A 21,065-nucleotide genomic window follows, 5' to 3' on the forward strand; every position below is an offset into this window, starting at 1 on the left:
GTCATCCCACCTGGCGGAGTGCGCTCTCCGCGTACCACTTGGCCAGCGCGAGCGCCTCGCTGCTCGCCTGCCCGAGCCCCGCGCGCACCTCGTGGCGCGCGTCGGCGAGGGTGGCGCCCGCCCCGAGGAGCGGCTCGACGGCCTCCTGCCTGAGCATCACGGCGTGCGAACAGACCACGGTCACGCCGGTCTCGTCCGGCACCAGCGACCATTCGCCCGTGTGTCCGAGGAGGAGTTCGGGGGGTACGACGTCCTTGTGGACGATCCGTCCGGCGGAGGGGAAGCACAGCCGTACCGCGCGCGAGGTGATCGTGCCGCCGCCGTCCCAGCCGCAGGTCTCCAGGTCGGCCACCTGCACCCCCGGGGACTCCTCGGTGACGTCGGTCCGCTCCACGTGCGGGAGCAGGTCGGCCCAGTCCCGGACGCGGTAGAGGAAGTCGTAGACGAGTTCGGCCGGTCCGCTCACGCGCACACTGTCCTCGAAGGCCAGCAGCAGTTCGTCCAGCAGCTCCCAGCGTTCGGCGGCGGCCTTGACCTCGGTGAGCCGGGTGCGTACTTCGGCCTCCACGGCCTGCTGGGCGGTGGCGAGTTCGGGTTCGGGGCCGGCCTGCGCGGGCCGTTCGCGGCGCAGGGTGAGCAGCGAGCCGCCGCCGTCGGCGGGCGTCACACTCCAGCTGCCGCGGGTCGCGGCGCCGGGCACCTTGGGGTCCGTCCGTACGCTCTCCACGGTCCTGCTCTGCGGGCGCAGCCAGCGGCGCACCAGCAGGGGGCGGACCCGGCCGTCCGCCAGGTCCCACACGCGCAGCAGCTCCTGGGACCCGTCGTGGTCCATGCGCTCCACGTGGACGTAGGAGGGCAGCAGCACGGGCCAGTGCACCGCGTCGGCGAGCAGGCCGTAGACCACGCCCGCCGGAGCGGCCACGGGAACGGTCAGTTCGGCCGTGTGCGCTCGCTTCGACGACATGCGTGACCCCCTCCGGCCCGGATCAAGGGTGTGCCGCCCGGCTGGAGTGCGGCTAGAGCCGGGCAGGGGCCGCCATGGCGGCGGCCGCTGGTACGGCGTGCTCGGGGCCGGCGCGCAGGATGGAGCGCTGCAGCTTCGCCAGCGGCGGGGAGGGTTCGAGGCCGAGGTTGCGTACGAGCGTGGTGCGCAGCCGCTGGTAGGCGTCGAGGGCCTCACCGCGGCGGCCCGACCGGTAAAGGGCCACCATGTACTGGCCGCACAGGCTTTCGTGCCCGGGGTACCGGCTGACCAGCACGGTCAGTTCGGCGAGCAGCTCACGGTGCCGGCCGAGCCTGAGGTCGGCGTCGATGCGCTGGTCGAGGGCGCACAGTCGGCTCTCCTCGAGGCGCTTGACCTGCGTTTTGAGGTACGGGCCGGGCACGACGTCGGCCAGCGGCGGTCCGCTCCACAGTCGCAGCGCCTCACGCAGCTGCTGTGCGGCCCCGGCGTAGTCCTCCGCGTCCATCGCCCGGTAGCCCATGCCCGCGAGCCGGTCGAACTCCCTGACGTCGTGGACGCCTTCACCGCTCTTGAGGAGGTAGCCGCCGGGCACGGTGAGCAGGATGTCCTTGGCGCTGCGGGACTCCACCCCCTCCGGCGCCGCCTCCAGCGCGGCCGTGATCATCTCGCGGATCTGCAGGATGTACGTCTGCAGGGTGGGGCGCGCGCTGCGCGGCGGCTTCTGGCCCCACAGCTCCTCGGCCAGGGTGTCCAGGGACACGATCCGGTCGGCATTGAGGACCAGCAGGGCCAGAACCTGCCGGGGTTTGGGTGCGGACGGGGTGACGGAAACCCCGCCCACCCGCACGGCAAGTGTGCCGAGTATGTCGATGTCCATGCCATCTCCCCGTGTCGCCTACCGCCGCTCTGGAGCGGTTCCCTAAGCATCTACGAGTAAAAAACAGCATGCGCGGTTTGTCAATACCGTACCGGGCATCCCCTTTCTTTTCGAACAGTGCACGAGAGCTGCTCAAGTAATCGGGATTTTAACGGCACTTACCTCGCAAACCAGACATACAGAAGCACCCGACCTGTGAGCACCGGAGAGACGATCAAGAAATGAGCAGACCGTGCGAGCTGTTTTCAGGAGAGTGCGTCGCTCGACGACTCCGTGCCACCCGCTCGGAAGGCCTGCTGGTACGGCGGCGACGCAGCCAGTCGCGGCAGCAGGAAGGCCCAGAACTGGGACATGCGTTCCTGCGACAACCAGTCCTGGTCGCGGCTGCCGATTCCCTCGAACCCCACGGTCGCGGCGACGATCGTGGCGGCCGCGCCGTCGGGCGACACGCCCTCCGCCAGTTCTCCCGCGGCCTGCGCCTGCGCGATGAGGCCGTGCACCCACTCGCTCCACCACTGGAGCAGCCCGGTCGCATCCCTGCGTGACGGATCACCACCCAGCCTGAAGCCCGCCCTGACGACGGGCTCGGTGAGGACGGCGAACATCAGACTGCAGGTGGTGTGAACGAGCGTCTGCAGCAGGGTGTCAGCCGTCGAACGGCAGTGCTCGGCCATCTTCTCGGCGGAGTTGGTGGCAGCGCTCTCCACCTCTCTGGCCAGGGCGTCCTTGCTGGCGAAGTGAAAGTGCAGGGCGCCGGCGCTCACACCCGCACGCTTGCTGATCGACGGCAGGGAGGCCATGGCGTAACCGTCGTCCGCGAAGACCTCGGCCGCCGCCCGAATGAGTGACTGGCGCGTGCGCGCCGCCCGTACCTGCTTGACCATCACGCCTCTCCTTCTGGGGCCCCCTCCCCACTAAACAGCATAAAGGGTCTGTTTTTGGCCGTGACTACGAGGAAAGTGACCTTGTCTAGTGACTCTCTAGGGGTTCTCCGGCGTTGAGTGCATCACTCAAATATCGGCCACCCCACCATCGCCCCACTTCAAGTGGGGTCCGCAGCGCCGAGAGAAGCCGCTGCCCGCCCGGTGAGCATATCCACCGGCGGGAACAGAAAACCGCTTAGACGGTTTATTTTGTGTTGAACATGTTCCGTACACCTGTCCTACAGCCGCTCGCCACGCCGTCCTGGCGGTGGCGCAGGGGCACACGGAGCCCCTGCGCCACCCCACGCGGTCATCCCGCAAGACTGGGGGCGGTCTCCTGGTACTCCGCCTGCTGGGCCAGCCGGTCGCTCTCGGCCGCGACCTCGGCCGCACGGTCGGCGGTGATGATCAGCTTGCCCAGTACCGCGGGCACCGCCACCGCGGGAAGCAGGTGTTCGAAGAACGCCGCCACCCGCGCCTCCAGATCGGCCCGCCCGTTCAGGGTGGAGGAGTACACCTGCACGCCGGTCCATCCCGCAGAGAAGATCCACGCACTCTCGGCGGGGTCGACATGCGGCAACAGCTCACCGCACTCCTTGGCCTCCAGAAGGATCTTCTCCACGCCTTCGATCCACGCGGTGATCAGCTGGTGTCCCAGCACCGCGGCCCCCTCTCCCTCCAAGGAGAGCCGGGCGCCCGCGCTGACCAGCGGATTGCGGCGCATCCGGTACGCGGTGAGCAGTCCCAGGTCCACCAGCTGCTGCAGTTTGCAGACCCGGGGCTCCATGTAGAGGACGGTGAACTGCTCAGAGAGCACGCCTTCAGCCAGTGCCTGCTTGGAAGGGAAGTGGAAGTACAGCGCTCCCTTGGTGACGCCGGCCCGCGTCAGGATCTCTCCGATCGTGGCAGCTTCGTAACCGCGCTCGTCGAAGACGGCCGCCGCGGCTTCCAAGATCGTGTGTCGGGTGCGGATCGCACGCTCCTGTTGTGCCACGAGCCCTCCAGCAGTAGTTCCGTGGGTAAACCATGCGCGTTCACCCCGTCTTGCCACCCCCCTAGAAACCAAACCAGGTAGTCCGTATTTTCACAACCTGGCGGGGAGACTAAGTGCACGTCTTCGGCTGGATCACATTGTGTCCGCGACACCGACAGGGGACTCGTGACAGTGCGGCATCTTCTCATCACCGGAGCCAGCGGCTTCCTCGGGCGCCACGTGACCCGCGCGGCGCTCGACGGAACGGAAGCGCGCATTCGACTGGTTCGGCATGCTGGCTCACTTGCCGGAGCCGCCCCCCAGCGGGCCGAGATCGTCCACGCGGACCTGACGGACGCCGCTTCGGTGCACGGACTGTGCCGGGACGTCGACGCGGTGGTGCACTGCGCCTCGCTCATCGGCGGGGACAACGACAGTCTGCGCGCCGTCAACCAAAACGGCACTGAGGCGCTGGTGGCGGACGCGCTGCGGCACGGCGTCCGCCGCATCGTGTACGTGAGCACCGCCGCCGTGTACGGGCGGGGGCCGTTCCGGGACGCGGACGTGCACGGCCTGGCCATAGGTCCGCAGTCCACGACCAGCCGGACCCGCGCAGCCGCCGAACGCCTCGTTCTGGCAGCCGGGGGAACGGTCCTGCGTCCTCATCTCGTCTACGGCGCGGGTGACCGGTGGGTCGTGCCGGGTCTGGCCACGCTGCTGCGCCGGCTCCAGGCCTCGGTCCGGTGCCACTCCCTGCACTCCGCCGTGGACGTCGGCGCCCTGGCCCGCGCCGCGTTGGCCGCCGCGCTGTCGGACCGCGACCTCTCTGGTGCCCATCACGTCAACCACCCCAGCCCCGTACGCGGATCGGATCTGGTGGAGACCGCGATGGCGCACCTTCAGCACGAGTTGACCGACAGTGTCCTGCCGGACGAGGCCAGGTCCCGCCTGGCAGGCGATCGGGAGGCGCTGCATCACCTCGACATGCTCACGGAAGACCATTGGTTCCGCAGCGAGACGGTCTGGCGGCTGCTGGACTGCGATCCGGGACCGGAACCCGCCACGGGGCTGGCCCGTCACGCGTCCTGGTACCGCCGGCGGATCGGGTCAGCGGCCGTCGACGGTCGCTGACGGGGACGCGGCCTGGCGACCCAAGAGAAGCGGCACCTCCTGGTGACCGTTGGAAATGAACGACTCCAAGGGCCGCAGCCGCTCCGGGCCGACGGCCAGTCGGACGTCGGGAAACCGGCTGAAGAGAGCGCGCAGGGCGGTCTCGGCCTCCAGCCGGGCCAGCGGCGCCCCGGGGCAGAAGTGCGCACCGTGTCCGAAGGAAAGGTGGTCGCGCCTGGTGGCGCGTGTGACGTCGAACCGGTGGGCTTCGTCTCCGTGCACGCCGCGGTCCCGGCCTGCGGCCGCGAAGGAGATGACCATCGGTTCGCCCTTGCCGATGACGGTGTCGCCGACGATCAGGTCGTCCACGGCGTAGCGCAGGATCCCGTTGGCGCCGGGGGCCTCCGCTCTCAGGGCCTCCTCGATCGCGTCGCTCCAGGTGGCGCGTCCCGCCTTGACCAGAGCGAGCTGCTCCGGATTGCTCAGCAGCAGGCAGACGGCGTTGTCCAGGAGGTTGACGGTGGTCTCGTACCCTGCGGTGAACAACAGGATCAGGTTGTCCACCAGTTCCTTCTCGGTCAGCCGTCCTCCGTCGTCCTCGTCCCGCACGGCGATGAGCCCACTGGTCAGATCCTCACCGGGGACCTCTCGCTTGAACGTCACCAGGTCGCCCATGGTCCGGTAGAGGTCGAGCTGGTTCTGCCGAGCGGCCTCGAGCGACATGGTGGTCTCGAAGAAGCCACTGATGATCCGGTGCAGGGCGGCACGGAACTCCTCCGGAATGCCGAACAGGTCGATCAGCACCTGGGTGGGGAGCCGGTGAGCGAAGTGGCGCCTGAAGTCCACCGGTTGGTCGGGCGCCTCCAGGGCGAGTTCGTCGAGCAGGCTCTCCGCGATCTCTTCGATGCGAGGACGCAGCCGCAGCACGCTGCGCGTGGTGAACGCCGATGACACCAGCCGTCGCAGCCGCCGGTGGTCCGCTCCGTAAGCGGTGACCATGTTCTGTACCGAGACCCAGATCGCAAGCGGCCAGCTCTCACCGATCTCGCCGTTGATCCACGCCGGCCAGTGCTGGTAGGCGTCCTTCGAGACGCGAGGATCGACCAGCAGTTCCTTGATCACTTCGTGTCCGGTCACCAGCCACGCCTCCACCCCTCCGGGGAGGACGACGCGACTGACCGGGCCCTGATCGCTGAGCCGGGCGGCTTCTCCCTGGATGTCCCGGCCGGAGGGGTCTATCGCGTACGGGCACTGCTGCTGACGGGCCATCGATGCTCTCCAGAGGACGTCGGGTCGCGAGGCCTGGCAATTACAAACCGCACATCTGGTTTTATCATGGGCTCGTGCGAGACTCCAGCGTCTCTGCAGCTTCCCTCAGCCGCTCTCCCCGCGGGTCGTTTTGACGAAGTCGTGGAGTGGAGCGGAATGAAAACCACCGCTTTCATCTGGACTCGCTGAGCCACACGGACGAATCATTCCGATTTCAACCTTGATCGACTCCAGCGCGAACTGATCTTGTGAACATTGCCTGCAAGGGTTGAAAAGAAAACCGGTAGGTTCGTATCTTATGGAGGCACTGACCTTCCTCCCCCTCGGTGACGGGCGAACGAGCGGAGATCCAGATGTCTGTCTTGACATTCCAGGAAGAACAACGGCCCATATCGGGCTCTCGCACGCAAGCACCCCGGATCGATCCCGGCCTCATGCCGCGGCTCACCACGACAGTGCCCCGGGAGTACGTGCACCGGTCATCGCACGCGGAGGTCTTCCTCACCGCATGCGAGAAGAACAGCGCCACCCGCTACACCCTGGCGGGTCAGTGGCCTCGGGCCCACACGTTCTTCACCAGCCCCGACGGCATGAGCCACGACCCCCTGCAGGCTGCTGAAACCATTCGCCAGGTGGGTCTCTTCCTGGCCCACGCCGAGTTCGGAGTCCCCCTCGGACACCAGTTCCTGCTGTGGGACATCTACGTGAACGCGCATCCGGAGCAGATGACCATCGGTCCCGGCCCCAGCGAACTGACCCTCGTCACCACGGTCACGGACATGAAGCAACGGGGCCGGCGCCTGTCGGAGTTCGCCCTGGAAGTCCGCATCATGCGCGGAGAGAGCCTGTGTGCCGTCGGCGGGGGACGGTTCACCTGCTTGTCACCAGCGACCTACCGACGGCTGCGCGGGCAGCCGAACGGCCTGCCTCCACGCAGACGCGTGCAGGCGCAGGCGTCGGTGCTGCCGCGCACCATGGGCAAACTCCTGCCCATGGACGTGGTGCTCTCGCCCACCGACAACCCCCGGCGCTGGCTCCTCGACCCCGACCCGGGCCATCCCATCCTGTTCGACCACAGCGGGGACCACATCCCCGGCATGGTGCTGCTCGAGGCCGCCCGTCAAGCTGCCTGCGCCCTGCTGAACCCCTCTGTCCTGCGCGTCTCATCGGCCTGCGCCGACTTCCAGCGCTACGCCGAATTCGACACTCCCTGCTGGATCGAGGCGTCCCTGGCCCCCTCCGAGGCCGATGACAAGCCGAGCGTGCTCGTCACTGGACGCCAGGGCGGACACGTGATCTTCACCGCGCATCTCTCCGGAGAAGTAAGCCTGCCTGGGGGCAGCACCGACCTCGCCCCCGTCACTGCCACCCGCTGAGCAGTACGGACGGCGTTTCCCCCGGAAACGCATCGGCCCCCGCATGGGGGAGGCGCTTCGACGCCGTTCCATACTCGCGGTCCTACACGCGGTGCACGGCAAAGCTCACCTACGGCGCCGTATTCACCTCCCGATGGAGGGTGAATCGCTCCGGCTTTGCCCACCCCCGCCCCGGCGCCCACGCGGAAATCCGATCGCAGTGGTGGCACAGCACACTTGGCCCGCCCGCGCCCGCAGCGCCGTGTTCACAGCGGCAGCGTGATCCCCATCTCCCGCATCGCCGAAGACGGCGGTCCCCCCTCGGAACGTTCCGTCTTGCGCCCCTTGCTGCCCGGCGCCAGCGTGCGCGGGTCCACGGCCTCGGCCGGCGCGCCGGTCGCGTACAGCCCGTCGGGGTCGGTGTCACGGTCGTGCGGCAGCAGCCAGAACACCCGCCGTCGGAACGTTCCGGACGAGCGGGAGGGTTTGGCGTCGGGACCCAGCTGGGCGTAGCCGACCATCCGGCCGTCCCGGTGGTAGGCGGGCCTCCCCTTGCGGGAGGGCAGCCGGTCCAGGCTCTGGCGGACGTAGTCCAGCCCGCCGATGTCCTCAAGCCAGACGAACTCGATCTCGTGGGAGATCTCGTCCTCCTCTATGAGGGCGCTCATGCTGTCTCCTCGTCGGCGACCAGTCCGATGCCCGGGTAGTACTTGCGCTGGTTGGACAGGATCATCTCCTTCGGAGAGGCCAGCCCCACCACTTCTCGGACCCGTGCCGCGAAGGCCCGGGACGATATCGCCGGAGCCCCCTCATTTTGACACCACGTCTTGTAGGCGGCGTAGAGCTGGGCCTGTTCTGCCCTCAGATCCGCCGAGAGGATGCATGATTCGGACAGGAACCGTCCAGTGTGGTCCTCCGTTTCGGCGTACGCCGTGGTGGCGATCCGGACCCGCTCCGGGCCGGTGAGGTCCTTCTCCCCGCTCAGATACCGGCGTGCCCCCAGGATCAGCCAGTTGAGGATGCCCGGGCCCTCCTCGGTGACCAGGACGTCCGCGAGGTTGTCGATCTTCCGGTCGTCCGGGACGACCCGCGCGAACGGGATCAGCCGCATCCGCCGCCAGAACGCGAAGCCGCCCGTGCCCACCTCGGGCCGGTGGTTGCCCAGCAGCCAGAGCTTGTGGGTGGGCTGGAAGCTGAAGAAGTCCTGCCGCATCCGCCGCGCCTTGATCCGGTCGCCACCGGTCAGCAGCTTGACCCGCGCCTCGTCGAACCGGTCCCCCGGCTTGACCTCGCTGCACACGATGACCCGCCGCCCGTGCAGCTCGGCCAGGTCGGTCGGGTGCCCCTCGTACGGCCGCGCCATCAGGAATCCGGGGGGCGCCGCGTCGGCGTAGTCCCCCACCAGCTTCATCAGCACGTCCAGCAGCACCGACTTGCCGTTCTTGCCGGAACCGAACAGGAACGGCATCACCTGGCCGCCGACGTCCCCGGTGATGGAGTAGCCGAGGAGCAGGTGCAGGAAGTCGGTCATCTCCGCGCCCTCGGGGCCGTCACCGAAGGTGTCGGCCAGGAACCGGTCCCAGCGCGGTGTGGGCATGGCCTGCGGCGCCGCGCTGGTGGAGCGGGAGTGGAAGTCCTTGTCAGGGTCGGGCGTACGCAGCAGCCCGGTGCGCAGGTCGACGATGCCGACGGGGGTGCACAGTGCGTACGGGTCGGCGTCCAGCTTGGCCGCGTTGAGCACCATGCCCGGCGCGGCCTTGGCCTGCAGGAGCATCGCGTTGATGCCGCTGGTGCTCAGCGACCGACGCCGGTGCTGGTACAGCGCGGTGGAACTGTGCTCGCCGTGCGGGTCCTTGGTGGCGAGGGCCTCGGCCAGGTCCCCGGCCGCCCACAGCACGGTGTCGTCCTCGTCCATCTGCCAGCGGTTGCCGTCCCAGCGGTACCAGCCGAGCCCCGGGACGTGCCGGTAGTCGTTGGCGTAGAGCTTCACGAACAGCTTGGCGTTGCCGCGGTCGCTGAGCGAGTCGGGCAGCAGCCCGTCGGCAGTGGCCTCACCGTTGGCGCCGGCCGGGTCCGTGTCACGCCCGACGGGCTGCTGCCGGGGCACGGAAGGGTTCTGCCGCTCCTGCTCTTCCTTCCGTTCCTGCTCCCGCTGCTGCTGGGCACGGATCTGCTCGGCGACCGCCTCGGCGTCGAAGAGCGCGTCGTCGTCAGGGGTCACCGACGGCCTCCCGGAGACAACGGGCGCAGCCGCCCGGCGCTCATTCCGCTGCGGATGATGGCGCCGTAGCGTCGCTCCTGCCCGGGCCGGGCGTGCTCCGCGGCCTGGGTCAGCACCCGCTCGGCCTCCTCGTCACTCAGGTATCCGGAGGCGGCGAGACCCCCGGCGGTGTAGGCGGCCCGGTTGAGCTTCTCGGAGAACCCGGCCCCTTCCGGTACGGCCGCGCAGTCGGCCACTTCGGCGAGTACGGCGGCCAGGGTGCGACCCGCCACCGAGCGGCCGCCGCCGGCCGCCAGGACCGCCTGCCTGGCGCGTGGCGGCACCGTCCGGGGTACGGGCACCTGGGCGGGCGGCAGATGCCCGGTGCGCTCCAGTTCCAGGGCCAGCCAGCCGGGCAGCGGCGCGGGCTCCCGCACCTCGTCGACGGGCTCGTATTTCCCGGCCTCGGTCACGGTGCCCGGGGCGACGATGTACCCGCCGTGTGCCCGGACGTCCACCTGCCAGGCCAGCGAACGGCCGCCCCCGGACCCGGTGGAACACTGCCAGCGTTGCCCGGCCTGCGCCCGGTACCAGACGTGCAGGCCGCCCGAGGGCGTCCGTACACGCAGGGTGCCCGTGTCGCGGGCCGGGCTCTGTGCACCCCGCAGAGCGGCCAGCACGCCGATCGTGTGAAAGCCGTTGGCCAGCCCGGTCAGGTCGACGCCGGCGGAGATGTCGATGCCGGGCAGCAGCCGGTCCCGACCCGGGAGTTCCTGGGCGTGCGCGTCGATGTCGATGACCACCAGTCCTGCGGGCCCGCAGGCGACGCCGACCCCGAAGGCCGGGTTGGCACCCCACCATTCCTCGATCCTGGCGGGGGCGAGCGTGGCGGCCCGGAACCCGTGACACCAGCGCCCGGAGGCCGGACAGGCGCAGTTCCGATAGGTATGCCCGGTTTCCCGGCAGGCTTCACAGTTGCCCGCAGGCGTTTTGCGGCCCGGTGCAAGGGGATGAACCGGCCACCCGCGCCCGGCACACCATCGCGCGGTCGCAAGCCCACGCTCCGAGCCCGCCCCTACGGGTCCCGGCTGCCTTGAGTCGCTGCGTGAAGCCCGCAGCTCAGGCACCATTCACATCCCCCACCAGCGACCGAAGCGACTCAACGACTGAGACAGATTAGCGAACCATGGAGACTCAGGGGGACACCAGGCAAAACAAAAACCTCACGTGTTGCCCCCGGCCCTCCAGCGACCAAAAACCAAACCCCGAGCGACTGAAGCAACTTCGGTCGCTGTCTCAGTAGCTCAACGAACGTGCAGGTCAAAGGGCACGAGGAAGCAGAACAGCGACTGAAGCGACTCAAGACCCCTATATATGACGCGCACACGCGCACACGCGCACGCGCGCTTTGCGACTCATATACCCGGACCTTGAGTCGCTTCAGTCGCTACTTGGCCACCGACAGGTCTCTGACCTGGGCTTTTCTGACAGCGACTGAAAGCTACCGAAGGGGACTTGGGTCGCTTTCCTTCAGTCGCTACGGGCCCCGAGCGACGAAGCGACTCAAGCGACTCTCCAACGAACATGGACCAGCCACCGAGCGGGTCACTGCGGGTGGGGCGCGAAGTCTGCCTCTGTGCGGGCGGACGACCAGGGCCAGCTGAAGCACCGCCCCCGCTCTGGCCCCCCTGGGACGCCGTCACCGCCGCAAGGCTCGCCGCCACTGCGGGCCTTCGTGCCAGAGCCCCCGGACGCGAAACCCACCCGCCGAGCCCCAGCACCCCACACAACCGGACCCGAGCACTCCCCACCAACCCCATCCCCCAGTCGCTTCGGTCGCTTCGGTCGCTTCGGTCGCTCAGCCGGCCCGCCCCCGCCCGGCAGGCCGCGCCGGGTTGTCGGCTATTACGGCGTAATAGCCGGTGCCGGGCCACCGCCGTCCTCGCCCGCGCCGTGCCCCCTCGCTCGCCCGCGCCGTGCTCTCCCCCGCCCGAGCTATTACGCCGTAATAGCCAACAGCTCACCCGGTCGCCCCCCGGTAAGGCGCCCTGCCAGCCCAGGGCCCTCCCCTGCAACTTTCCCTAACTAACGTGTCGGAGGAGATTTGGATCAAGCACGTTAGTAAGGTAGCCACATGAGTTCTCCAGCCACCTCCAGCGACCGCGAGAAGGTCGTCTCCAAGCTGCCGGGTCGGCTCCGGCAGGACCTCAAGGTCAGAGCCGCCCAACACGGCCTAGAGATCCAGAGCGCGGTCGAACAGGGCATCACCGACTGGTGCGCCCTCGCCTCCGCCCTGGAACCCATCGACACCTCAGGCGCCGACTCCTTCTCCACCTTCCTCCCCGAGGGCCAATGGGACGAGTTCAAGCGCACCGCGGCCGACCGGAACGTCTCCCTGATCCAGGGTCTCGCCCAGTCGGTCAAGCTCTGGCTCGACACCAACCCGGCCCCGGATGTCGTACGCCCCGCCGTCACCCGCCGCATCATCGTCTGCAACCAGAAGGGCGGCGTCGGCAAGACCGCCATCACCGCAGGCACCGGTGAGGCGATGGCCGAGGACCCCAACCGCCTCTACCCGGTCCGGGTCGCCAAGCAGCTCGTCGCCGCCCTCCGCGCAGGCGAGTCCTCCGACGCCCCCGCGGGTGACGACCCACTGGAGGTGGAGAACCTCCCCGGCCTCGGCATGCGCGTCCTCCTGGTCGACTTCGACCCGCAGTGCCACCTCACCAACCAGCTGGGCGCGGCCCCCCTGCCGATGAACGGTGACAGCCTCACCAACCACATGGCGGGCGACCCCAAGGGTGACCTCCACGACCTGGTCGTCTCCATCGACGACGACCACTTCGCCGGCCGCCTGCACCTGCTGCCCGGCTGCAACGACGCGTTCCTCCTCGACGTACGACTCTCCGCCGTACGAGCCCGCGAAGCCGCCCTGGAACGCGCCCTGGCCCCCCTCGAAGCCGACTACGACGTCATCCTCATCGACTGCCCGCCCAGCCTCGGCCTGAGCATGGACGCGGCCGCCTACTACGGCCGCCGCCGTGACAGCGAGAAGCCCGGCCAGTCCGGCGCTCTCATCGTCGTCCAGGCCGAGGACAGTTCCGCCGACGCCTACGAACTGCTCACCACTCAGATCGAGGACCTCCGCACCGACCTCTCCCTCGAGATCGACTACCTCGGCATCGTCGTCAACCTCTACGACGGCCGCCGCGGGTACATCGCGACCTCGTCCCTCCAGGGCTGGGTGGACATAAAGGATCCCCGCGTCGTGGGCCTCGTCGGCGATCTCAAGGAGCAGAAGGAAGCCGTCCGGATGAAGCAGCCGCTGCTGTCCTACGCCCCCAAGTCCCAGCAGGCCGTCAGCATGCGTGCCCTGGCCCGGGAGATCTCATGACGAAGAAGGCCGACCAGCTGGGCGCCGGCCGGTTCGGCGGCTCGGCGCGTCCGGTCAGCGCCCGCCGCGCCGCCGTCGCTGCGGCCACGGGCGTTCCCACCGATGGAGTGGCCCCACCCAGCGAACTCGCCACCGACCGCATCAGCCTCAACCCCGACAACCCCCGCTCGACCCTGGGAGACCTGACCGACCTCGCGGGCAGCCTGCGCACCCACGGCCAGAAGCAGGCGATCACGGTGATGAACCGCGACACCTACATCAAGGCCAACCCGGACCGCGAGCCCGATCTGGAGCCGGACACCTATTACGTCGTAATCGACGGCAGCAGCCGACTGGCCGCCGCCCGTGAAGCCGGCCTGCCCACCGTCAAGGTGATGGTCAGTGACGACCAGGGCAGCACCTCCGAGGAGCTCCTCGAATCGGCCCTGGTCGCCAACATCCACCGCCAGGACCTCGACGAGCTGGACGAAGCCAAGGCCCTGAACCGGCTCCTGGTCATCCACGGCAGCCAGACCGCCCTCGCCAGGCGTCTCCACCGCTCCCAGGGCTGGGTCTCCCAGCGCCTGTCCTTGCTCAACCTCACCCCCGAACTCCAGACCCGCATCGGCCAGGAACCCATCGACCTCCTGCGGGCGGTGGGCAACAAGCCGGCCGAGGAGCAGCAACAGGTCCTGCAGGAGCTGAAAGCGGAACGCGCCCGCAGGGAGGCCGAACGCCTACCCCAGAAGCCGGGCAAGCGTGCAGCACCCGAGCCCTCCGACCCGGAACCCTCTGAGGCCCCCGTCTATTACGACGTAATAGGAGAGCCCTCCCAGGACACCCAGGCCACCAAGGGGACCCAGGACGCAGCCGAGACGTCGAACATCACCCAGACGCAGCAGACGTCGGAGACGACCGAGACAGCCGAGACAACTGCTGAGGTGGCAACCGAGCCCCCCCACCAGGAAAATGCCCTCGTCCCCGAACCCCGCACCGACCCGGCCTCCGCCAACCCCCCGAAGCTCCCCTACGACGACGGCGCCTTCCTGGCCATGCACCTCATCCGCAAGATGACGGACACGGAGTTCGACAAGATGCTCCGGATCCTCATCGACCACCAGGCGCACCGAGCCACCACCGGCGACAACTGACAGCCCCGACTGACGACCGCCCGGAGTGCGGGCCCCCACCAACCAAGGCGGGGGCCCGCACTTTGGCTATTACGCCGTAATAGCCGAGCCGCCGCCCTCCGCCGTCTCTGGGGAGTCTCCGCGCCGTGCCGGTAACCAAAACAAACGTGGCCGAGCCCCGGAGCGGGGTTGCTGGAAACACACGCGCGCCTGCCCGCCCGGCGCCCCCACCGTCGTGGCTGACTTTCGGTGGCTGAGGTCCAGGCGGGGGAGGGGGCGTGAGCACAGGTGACAAGAACGGGTATAGCTGCCGAGGGCCCCACGGGGCCCTCGCCCTCGCCCGCCACAAGGGTCAGCCGAAGTAAAAGAGCACGCAACCCTCATCTCCTCGCTGACCTGCGCAAACACCCCTCCGCACCCAGTTCCTGCGATCTGCCACCCAGTTCGGTGAACAGCACAGGCGGTTCGAGGGATCGTGGCACCCAGTTCCCAGGAACTGGGTAAATGGACTTCACGTTCATGACGAGAGGCCCCTCACCCCCACCTATTACGCCGTAATAGCGAGGAGTCGGCCGCCCCGGATCACCCTCCCGGCCCCCCTCCGAAGTCCAGCGACACGGCTGACCGAGCAGGGTTCATCGACTTCTTGCTCATGTACGTTAAGTTCATCTGGTCGACCTGAGAGCCACCCGTCATGAACTCTCCAGCAACCAGGCACGGAGGCCCCTGTTGGGAACAGCGCGCAGACTGCTGGACGCTGACACCGGTGAGATCGTCCCCTATGCGCCCTATGCCTTCTCCGGCCGTCACACTCAGGTCGACAAGGCACGCGTGGAAGCGATCACCGAGAGCAAGGCCTTCACGCCCAGTCAGAAGTTCCTTGTGCTGTGGTGGATCGGTGTCTCGCCGGAAGGCCTGGAGCCGCTCAAGGCCACCGGCGCGGACATCGCCAAACGGGTCGGCATGTCCACCGACGCCGTAGGGAAGATCAACCGGAAGCTGACCAAGCACCGGATCCTGATCGTCCGCGGCCGCATCGGGAACTACAACTTCTACCGAATCAGCCCGTACATTGCTTTCCACGGGACCGGCATCGAACAACGCGAAGCCATCAAGACCTGCAACCCGCCGGACATCCCCGGCTTCGACGAAACAACCCCTGCACGGTGGGAGGCCAAGTGAACAGCCCCAAGGACATGACCCTCCGCCTCCTTGAACACACAGCCGGCCTGCCCGCCAACCAGCGGCTGATCCTCATGCTCTACGCGGCCCACCCGACCGACCGGGCAGGCACCGTGAGCAAGACGGCCGCCGAACTCGCCGACACCCTCGGCATGTCCCCCACCGTCTTCTCCCGCACCCGCCGCCAGGTCGTCGAGGCCGGCTGGCTGGAGGAGTCGGAGCGCCTGGGCCACATCCGCTACTACCGCCTGAGCCCCAAGGCCACCGGCGAGGAGGTAGTCGTCCCCCTCCGCCGCACCGCGACATGACAGCGGGACGTGGCTGATGAACACCACGTCAATCAGCCACGTCCGTCAGGACGCCCCGGCTGCACCCAGCGTCAAACCGCACCAGCGTCCATGAGCCGCGCGGACACGGGACCCCAGCTGCCACGGACACGCGACACACGAAGAACCCCGCCCCCCGGACAACCTGGGGGCGGGGTTCTTCGTTCTCTGTTTTCGAGCGCCGGGCAGGCCTTGCACCTGCATCTCCCCGCAGGAAGCGGGACGTCTTTCCTTGGACCACCAACGCATTGAGCACTGCTCGTTTTTGGCGACGCGCTCAAGATCAATGATACACCACTCCGGGCACCCCTCCCTCCCAGCAGCCGACTCATACGACTCAGCCGCCTCGACCAGCCAGGCAGGTGGGTGCCGCACGCATTTCATGCCACCGGAATCCCTTCCCGCGCCCCCTTCCGGGTGAGCAGACTGGCGACGTGGGGGCGCCTCACCCACCCAAAGCTTTTCGTCCAGTCCAGTCGGCGGACAAGGTTGCGGCTCATCCTGACTGCGTCCAGGGCACACGCCGTATCTGATCCCGCAGACAGGAGGCTCGATGTTCATGGCCAGGGCCACATTGGTCGCAGGCGGAGAAGCCCCGCAGCCGGACCTGGACTCCGGGATCATCACCGACATTCTGTGGACGACGGCCCACCCGGGCGAGGGGCTGGAGCACATACACGCCCGCACCGCCGCCGGCCGCGTCGACGTCACGTTCTTCCACCGGGCCGAGAGCCCGTCCGCGGCCCTCGCCGCGGCGGGAAGCATCTGCCGCCGCGCCCTGACCTCCAGTCCGGCTCTGCGGGGTTGGCAAATCACGCCTTCCCCCGACGGGAGACGTTGACGGCAGGACGGTGCCAGGGGCCGATCCTGCCATCGGCGCAGGCTTCCGCCGCCGACCGCGACTGGTGAGACTCGGCTGGAGACCGCCGTGTGTGCCGCCGCTGCAGGCGCACGCTCCATCGAGGAGAGAGCGCACGTGTTTCATGCACCCCGGGCCAAGCTGCTCAGCAGGGCCATCGTCGCGGGAACATCCGCCTACCTGGCCGGCCAGGTGTGGCACACCGTCACGAACACCAACCGGTGGCCGTTCTCCACGTTCAACATGTTCGCCTACCACAAGCGTGACCGGGCCCTACAGATGCGCGTACGGCTCTTCACGGACGACGGCCGGGTGATCGGACCCGCCGATCCCTGGTCGCTGCTGCCCCTGGAGTTCTTCCGGGTGGTCTCCGTCCTGGAGCGCGTCTTCCACACCCATGACGACATCGCGGCCCGTGACCGGTTCTGCCGGCAGGCGCTGGATCGGTTGAACCGGCGGCGCTGGCCGGCCTGGGACGAGGTGAAGGCATCTTTCTCGCCGGGTCCCGGACGCCGCTTCGTCGCCATGGAGCTGTACTTCGTGGAGGTCGACTTCCGGACCTGTTCGCCCTTCGACCGCTCCCATGTGCTGTCGGCCGAGTTGGTTCACCGCTACGACCCGGAGGGTGCGGCGGGAGAGGAGCCCCCGGAGTCGCTGTGGCGGTTCGCTCCGCCCGGTGCCGACGCCATCGACCCAGAGGGCGCAGAGGATGCAGAGGGCGCAGTAGACGAGGAGAAGGAGGCAGCCGCCCATGCTGTCTGAGATCACCGGTGCCCGTGAACGGATCGCCCTGGCGCGGATCACCACCGGCCTGGCAGCGCTGAACACGCTGTGGCACCTGCCGCCCGGTGATGTGCTCGCCGAACCGTGGAATCCCTCGCCCCCGCAGACCCCCGCGGCCTCGGGAAAGCTCACGGCCGAGCAGTACGAGGCCCTGCGCCGGCTCGCGTTCGTCTCGGTGGCCGCCTGGACCCTCGGATGCGAGAACAAGGCCGTCAAGTTCGCGGCCAACGTCTCCTTCGCCGCCGTACAGCGTCATGTGGCCCAGTTCGACCAGCGGGCGTGGAACTACAACTCCAACCTCAACGTGTATCTGTTGTTGCTGTCGCTGACCGACTCCCGCGGAAGCCTCGCCGCGGAGGACACCGACGAGACATCGCCCGAGGTCGCAGCCGCCGTACTCGCCGCGATGCGCATGTACTACGCCTGCCTGTACTTCCAGTCCGGACTGTCCAAACTGCTACGGAGCGGACCCGCCTGGGCCGACGGCCGGACACTGCGCGGAAGCTGGGCCGAACTCGGCACCCGGGCCGGCAAATGGCTCAGCCTCAGACCGATGAACGTGGCCGCCGCCGCCAGTGTCCTGACCCTGTGCTTCGAACTGCTATACCCCACCGCCCAGTTGGCGTTGCGTAAACGTCCGCACACCGTCGGCCTCGCCTCGCTCGCCTTCCACGCCTCCGTCAAGGCCACGATGGACATCTCCTTCTGGCACCACGCCGTCCACGCCCTGCCGCTGTACGTGCTGCGCCCCGAAGCCGAGAGACATACAGCGCGCTTCCTGCGCCGCCTGCGCAGGCGATGACGTACGTCCCTGTCGTACGCCGGCCCTCCGAGTCCTGCTCGGAGGGCCTTTCTCATTTCCCGGACCGGCACCCCGACACCCTTTCAGGCACTTTGCTGCCACGCTCAATTGATGCCACCAGGAACTACTTCCGCAGGCCCCTCGGAGAGGACATGATTAACCCATCGCCGCAAAGGACCGGCGAGACCGGGAGGAAATCCCGGTAACCGATTCAACCCTCCAGGGAGTCGAAATGCTGAAGATCATCAAGGTCGTCACCGCCAAGGCCGTCTCCGGTCGTATGTTCAACTGATCTCTTGCCTCGCGGGCCGGGAGTAGATCACCGCTCCCGGCCCGCGGCAACGGAGAATCCCAGGTCAGAGCATGCCTTCGGAGGCGGAAGTTCTCATGACGACTACCGGAACACACCAGCCGGAGGCCGGAAAAAAGCCGCCGATTTCCATCTGGCGTGATTTCAGGTTCCGCCGCCACTTCGCCGGAATGTGGGTCAACGCATTCGGCAACGGCGTGTTCAACATCGTGCTTCCACTTCTGGTCTTCGACCGGACACGTTCTTTCGCCGCGATGGGCGGAGTGGCCCTTGCCACCCAGCTCCCGAAGGCGTTCCCGGGTCCGTTCGTCGGAATTCTGGCCGACCGGCGCTCACCCCGCGCGCTCATGCTCTGGGCCTATCTGCTCCAGGCCGGCCTCGTGCTCACCATCCCCTGGGCCGCCGGGACGTCGACGGGCGCGGTATGGCTCATCGGCGCGATCGCGTACGCGATGAACAGCATCGACCTCTTCGCCCGCACGGCCACCTTCGTGACGATCCCGCGGCTGTACGGAGAACGGCGCAGCAAGGTCAACGCGGCCTTCGCCAGCGCCTGGACCTCCGCCTCCGTCCTGGGACCCGCCGTGGGCGGCCTGCTGCTCCAGGTCACCTCCACCGGCGTACTGATGCTGCTGGACAGCCTGACCTTCCTCGCCATCGCCGCCGTCGTCCTCACCATCGGTGTCCCCACCGAGCCGGGGAACACCTCCTCGGCACCCATGCACAAGAGCGTCGCGGCGGGCATCACCTGGTTCCGGAAGGCCGAGGGCGCCGGGCGCTTCCTCGCCTCGATCACCGCCGTCGCCGCCGTCTACGCACCGCTCGGCACCCTCGCCGTCTTCGCCGTACGGGACGTCTACCACGACGGCCCGACCGAGGCGGGCATCGTCACGAGCGCCGCCGGAGTCGGCCTCTTCCTCGGCACGCTCATCTGCCAGCGGCTCGCCGACCGCCCCAAGGAACCGGTGATGCGCCGGGCCGCCCTGCTGATGGCCGCCGGCGCCGCGCTCTTCGCGATCCCCTCCTGGTACGGTGCCGCCGCGTCCATGCTCGCCGTGAACCTGTGCGGCATGGTCTACGCCGTATCCCGCTCCAACCTCATCCAGGAGCGCGTCCCGGTCGAACACCTCGGCCAGACGATGACCGCGGTCCAGTCCGTCGAGTCCCTCGCCCAACCCGTCTCCGTCGCCGTCGCCTCGGGCGTGCTGGCCCTCGCCGGGCCCCCCGGAGCGGCCTCCTTCCTGACGGTCTTCTCGCTCGCCGCCGCCGCGCTGCTCGCCCTGAGAGGGGGACGGCTTCTGACCGCCCGCACTCACCACTCCGCAAGCGACCACTCCGCAAGCGACCACTCCGCAAGTGATCACTTGGCAAGCGAACGCACCGCGACGGAACACCGCGCGACCGACCACGCGGAACCGTCCGACTCCGCCCTCACGACCCGACCCGTAACCGCGACCGCGACCGCGGCCGTGGCGGCACACGGAGACACCCGATGACATCATTCAATCTCCGGCAGGGACTGTCCGTCCTCCAGCCGGGCAAAGACCTCATGATCGGCCTCATGCCGCCTGCGGCACTGGTCATCGAGGACGCCCCCGACTACCTGCGCCACGTACTGTCCGCCTTCTCGACCCCCGTACCGCAGGAGCAGGCACTCGCGACGGTCATCGAGCGCTCGGGGCTCAGCACCCTCGAAGCCCAGCAACTCCTCGGCGAGCTGCGGGACGCCGGTGTCCTCACCACCCACTGGGTGGACCGCGCCGAGCGCTACAGCCGGCACCGCCTCTACTTCGGGGTCTCCGGCTTCGACGGCGACCCCATGGCCATCCTGCGCGAACGCTCCATCGGGCTGATCGGTACCGGCGGCATCGGCAGCAACGTCGCCATGATGCTGGCCGCGGCCGGGATCGGCCGGCTCGTCGTCGCCGACTCCGACGTGGTGGAAACCACCAACCTCACCCGGCAGTTCCTCTACACCGAGGGCGACGTCGGCACACCGAAGGTCGAGGCACTCGCCCGCCGCGTCGCCGAGCGCAACTCCGAGGTGCGCGTCGACATCGTCAACGAAGCCTTCGACTCACCCGAATTCGCCGTCCGCAACTTCGCCGACTGTGACCTTGTCGTGCTGTCCGCCGACACCCCGCAGGACGTCCACCGCTGGATGAACGAAGCATCCGTACGAACCGGAGTCCCCTACAGCTGCGCGGGCTACCTGGACACCACGGGAATCGTCGGCCCGCTCGTGGTACCGGGCCGCACCCCCTGTCTGGAGTGCGACTACGCCAACACCAGTCTCGCCGCCTACAACAGCGGCGACCTGGAGGGCACCGACTTCACCGAGTACAACCGGGCCTACCAGGCGCCCAGTTACGGCCCGCTCAACGCCCTGGTCTCCGCCACCCAGGTCAACGAGGCCCTTCGCTTCCTGCTGGGACTGCCGACTCGGTCGCTGGGCACCAAACTGCTGCTGGACTCCTCGGAGTACGGCGTCCAGGCCGAGCGGTACGAACGCAACGAGCAGTGCACCGCGTGCGGCGCAGGCGCCCTGGAGCGGGTGCCGGTCGGCGCGGCGTAGCCGCCGCGTCACCACGGGTGTCGGCCGGGGCCGTGGAGGACCCCGGCCGGCACC

General features: G+C 68.5%; 19 protein-coding genes. 11 read left to right on the forward strand and 8 right to left on the reverse strand.

Translation table 11 applies throughout. The features are described from left to right. Position 1: 1 nt before the first annotated feature. The 4 genes from ACFYMM_RS40390 to ACFYMM_RS40405 form a co-directional block, all read right to left on the reverse strand. A complete protein-coding gene (locus ACFYMM_RS40390; protein WP_388396807.1) occupies positions 2–964 on the reverse strand; it encodes an SRPBCC family protein in 963 nt (320 codons plus the stop codon). 52 nt (positions 965–1,016) lie between these two features. After that, positions 1,017–1,841 (reverse strand): BTAD domain-containing putative transcriptional regulator, encoded by an 825-nt coding sequence (locus ACFYMM_RS40395; RefSeq protein ID WP_388396810.1) that lies wholly within the window; start codon positions 1,839–1,841, stop codon positions 1,017–1,019. 245 nt (positions 1,842–2,086) lie between these two features. Continuing rightward, entirely contained in the window at positions 2,087–2,725 is a 639-nt protein-coding gene (locus ACFYMM_RS40400; protein ID WP_388396813.1) for a ScbR family autoregulator-binding transcription factor, read from the reverse strand. A 349-nt stretch (positions 2,726–3,074) separates the two neighbouring features. Beyond that, positions 3,075–3,758 carry a ScbR family autoregulator-binding transcription factor gene (locus ACFYMM_RS40405; protein WP_388396816.1) on the reverse strand — a complete coding sequence of 228 codons (684 nt, stop codon included), beginning with the start codon at positions 3,756–3,758 and terminating at the stop codon, positions 3,075–3,077. Positions 3,759–3,929: 171 nt separating this feature from the next. Between ACFYMM_RS40405 and ACFYMM_RS40410 the strand changes: the two genes are divergently transcribed. Continuing rightward, positions 3,930–4,868 carry an NAD-dependent epimerase/dehydratase family protein gene (locus ACFYMM_RS40410; RefSeq protein ID WP_388396819.1) on the forward strand — a complete coding sequence of 313 codons (939 nt, stop codon included), beginning with the start codon at positions 3,930–3,932 and terminating at the stop codon, positions 4,866–4,868. Here the strand turns inward: ACFYMM_RS40410 and ACFYMM_RS40415 are convergent. Continuing rightward, positions 4,845–6,116, reverse strand: coding sequence for a cytochrome P450 (locus ACFYMM_RS40415; RefSeq protein WP_388396821.1), 1,272 nt, complete (start codon positions 6,114–6,116; stop codon positions 4,845–4,847). The genes ACFYMM_RS40410 and ACFYMM_RS40415 overlap by 24 nt on opposite strands. Positions 6,117–6,550: 434 nt before the next feature. Between ACFYMM_RS40415 and ACFYMM_RS40420 the strand changes: the two genes are divergently transcribed. Beyond that, the gene (locus ACFYMM_RS40420) at positions 6,551–7,492 is read left to right on the forward strand and encodes a ScbA/BarX family gamma-butyrolactone biosynthesis protein (protein ID WP_388396824.1); all 942 of its coding nucleotides are present in this window, start codon (positions 6,551–6,553) and stop codon (positions 7,490–7,492) included. 245 nt (positions 7,493–7,737) lie between these two features. Here the strand turns inward: ACFYMM_RS40420 and ACFYMM_RS40425 are convergent, their stop codons facing one another. From ACFYMM_RS40425 to ACFYMM_RS40435, 3 genes are read right to left on the reverse strand one after another with little or no spacing between them, the layout of a single operon-like run. Further along, complete coding sequence (locus tag ACFYMM_RS40425; protein WP_388396827.1) at positions 7,738–8,139, reverse strand: DUF6009 family protein; 402 nt, start codon at positions 8,137–8,139, stop codon at positions 7,738–7,740. Further along, positions 8,136–9,692 carry a phage/plasmid primase, P4 family gene (locus ACFYMM_RS40430; RefSeq protein ID WP_388396830.1) on the reverse strand — a complete coding sequence of 519 codons (1,557 nt, stop codon included), beginning with the start codon at positions 9,690–9,692 and terminating at the stop codon, positions 8,136–8,138. Before ACFYMM_RS40430 ends, ACFYMM_RS40425 begins: the two co-directional genes overlap by 4 nt. Beyond that, positions 9,689–10,801 carry a bifunctional DNA primase/polymerase gene (locus ACFYMM_RS40435; RefSeq protein ID WP_388396833.1) on the reverse strand — a complete coding sequence of 371 codons (1,113 nt, stop codon included), beginning with the start codon at positions 10,799–10,801 and terminating at the stop codon, positions 9,689–9,691. Before ACFYMM_RS40435 ends, ACFYMM_RS40430 begins: the two co-directional genes overlap by 4 nt. Before the next feature lie 1,004 nt (positions 10,802–11,805). Between ACFYMM_RS40435 and ACFYMM_RS40440 the strand changes: the two genes are divergently transcribed. From ACFYMM_RS40440 to ACFYMM_RS40480, 9 genes are all read left to right on the forward strand, one after another. After that, positions 11,806–13,065 (forward strand): AAA family ATPase, encoded by a 1,260-nt coding sequence (locus tag ACFYMM_RS40440; RefSeq protein WP_388396836.1) that lies wholly within the window; start codon positions 11,806–11,808, stop codon positions 13,063–13,065. After that, positions 13,062–14,195 (forward strand): ParB/RepB/Spo0J family partition protein, encoded by a 1,134-nt coding sequence (locus ACFYMM_RS40445; RefSeq protein ID WP_388396839.1) that lies wholly within the window; start codon positions 13,062–13,064, stop codon positions 14,193–14,195. The genes ACFYMM_RS40440 and ACFYMM_RS40445 overlap by 4 nt, the downstream gene beginning before the upstream one ends. Before the next feature lie 708 nt (positions 14,196–14,903). Beyond that, positions 14,904–15,356, forward strand: a complete 453-nt coding sequence (locus ACFYMM_RS40450) for a MarR family transcriptional regulator (RefSeq protein WP_388396841.1) — start codon at positions 14,904–14,906, stop codon at positions 15,354–15,356. Positions 15,357–15,370: 14 nt separating this feature from the next. Next, positions 15,371–15,664, forward strand: a complete 294-nt coding sequence (locus tag ACFYMM_RS40455) for a replication initiation protein, RepL2 (protein WP_388396876.1) — start codon at positions 15,371–15,373, stop codon at positions 15,662–15,664. Positions 15,665–16,241: 577 nt separating this feature from the next. Then, positions 16,242–16,523 (forward strand): hypothetical protein, encoded by a 282-nt coding sequence (locus tag ACFYMM_RS40460; protein ID WP_388396843.1) that lies wholly within the window; start codon positions 16,242–16,244, stop codon positions 16,521–16,523. Positions 16,524–16,658: 135 nt separating this feature from the next. Further along, a complete protein-coding gene (locus ACFYMM_RS40465) occupies positions 16,659–17,303 on the forward strand; it encodes a hypothetical protein (RefSeq protein WP_388396845.1) in 645 nt (214 codons plus the stop codon). Then, complete coding sequence (locus tag ACFYMM_RS40470; protein WP_388396848.1) at positions 17,293–18,126, forward strand: hypothetical protein; 834 nt, start codon at positions 17,293–17,295, stop codon at positions 18,124–18,126. Before ACFYMM_RS40465 ends, ACFYMM_RS40470 begins: the two co-directional genes overlap by 11 nt. 480 nt (positions 18,127–18,606) lie before the next feature. After that, positions 18,607–19,932, forward strand: a complete 1,326-nt coding sequence (locus ACFYMM_RS40475) for an MFS transporter (RefSeq protein ID WP_388396850.1) — start codon at positions 18,607–18,609, stop codon at positions 19,930–19,932. Further along, the gene (locus ACFYMM_RS40480) at positions 19,929–21,011 is read left to right on the forward strand and encodes a HesA/MoeB/ThiF family protein (protein ID WP_388396853.1); all 1,083 of its coding nucleotides are present in this window, start codon (positions 19,929–19,931) and stop codon (positions 21,009–21,011) included. Before ACFYMM_RS40475 ends, ACFYMM_RS40480 begins: the two co-directional genes overlap by 4 nt. Positions 21,012–21,065 lie beyond the last annotated feature (54 nt).

The sequence above is a fragment of the Streptomyces sp. NPDC006739 genome (genome assembly GCF_042869815.1).
GTDB lineage: Bacteria > Actinomycetota > Actinomycetes > Streptomycetales > Streptomycetaceae > Streptomyces.

Coding starts and splice junctions, on each gene's coding strand:
- ACFYMM_RS40390 (WP_388396807.1), bottom strand. CDS start 964: ATGTCGTCGAAGCGAGCGCACACGGCCGAACTGACCGTTCCCGTGGCC.
- ACFYMM_RS40395 (WP_388396810.1), bottom strand. CDS start 1,841: ATGGACATCGACATACTCGGCACACTTGCCGTGCGGGTGGGCGGGGTT.
- ACFYMM_RS40400 (WP_388396813.1), bottom strand. CDS start 2,725: ATGGTCAAGCAGGTACGGGCGGCGCGCACGCGCCAGTCACTCATTCGG.
- ACFYMM_RS40415 (WP_388396821.1), bottom strand. CDS start 6,116: ATGGCCCGTCAGCAGCAGTGCCCGTACGCGATAGACCCCTCCGGCCGG.
- ACFYMM_RS40420 (WP_388396824.1), top strand. CDS start 6,551: ATGCCGCGGCTCACCACGACAGTGCCCCGGGAGTACGTGCACCGGTCA.
- ACFYMM_RS40425 (WP_388396827.1), bottom strand. CDS start 8,139: ATGAGCGCCCTCATAGAGGAGGACGAGATCTCCCACGAGATCGAGTTC.
- ACFYMM_RS40435 (WP_388396833.1), bottom strand. CDS start 10,801: ATGGTGCCTGAGCTGCGGGCTTCACGCAGCGACTCAAGGCAGCCGGGA.
- ACFYMM_RS40440 (WP_388396836.1), top strand. CDS start 11,806: ATGAGTTCTCCAGCCACCTCCAGCGACCGCGAGAAGGTCGTCTCCAAG.
- ACFYMM_RS40445 (WP_388396839.1), top strand. CDS start 13,062: ATGACGAAGAAGGCCGACCAGCTGGGCGCCGGCCGGTTCGGCGGCTCG.
- ACFYMM_RS40455 (WP_388396876.1), top strand. CDS start 15,371: ATGACCCTCCGCCTCCTTGAACACACAGCCGGCCTGCCCGCCAACCAG.
- ACFYMM_RS40460 (WP_388396843.1), top strand. CDS start 16,242: ATGGCCAGGGCCACATTGGTCGCAGGCGGAGAAGCCCCGCAGCCGGAC.
- ACFYMM_RS40470 (WP_388396848.1), top strand. CDS start 17,293: ATGCTGTCTGAGATCACCGGTGCCCGTGAACGGATCGCCCTGGCGCGG.
- ACFYMM_RS40475 (WP_388396850.1), top strand. CDS start 18,607: ATGTGGGTCAACGCATTCGGCAACGGCGTGTTCAACATCGTGCTTCCA.
- ACFYMM_RS40480 (WP_388396853.1), top strand. CDS start 19,929: ATGACATCATTCAATCTCCGGCAGGGACTGTCCGTCCTCCAGCCGGGC.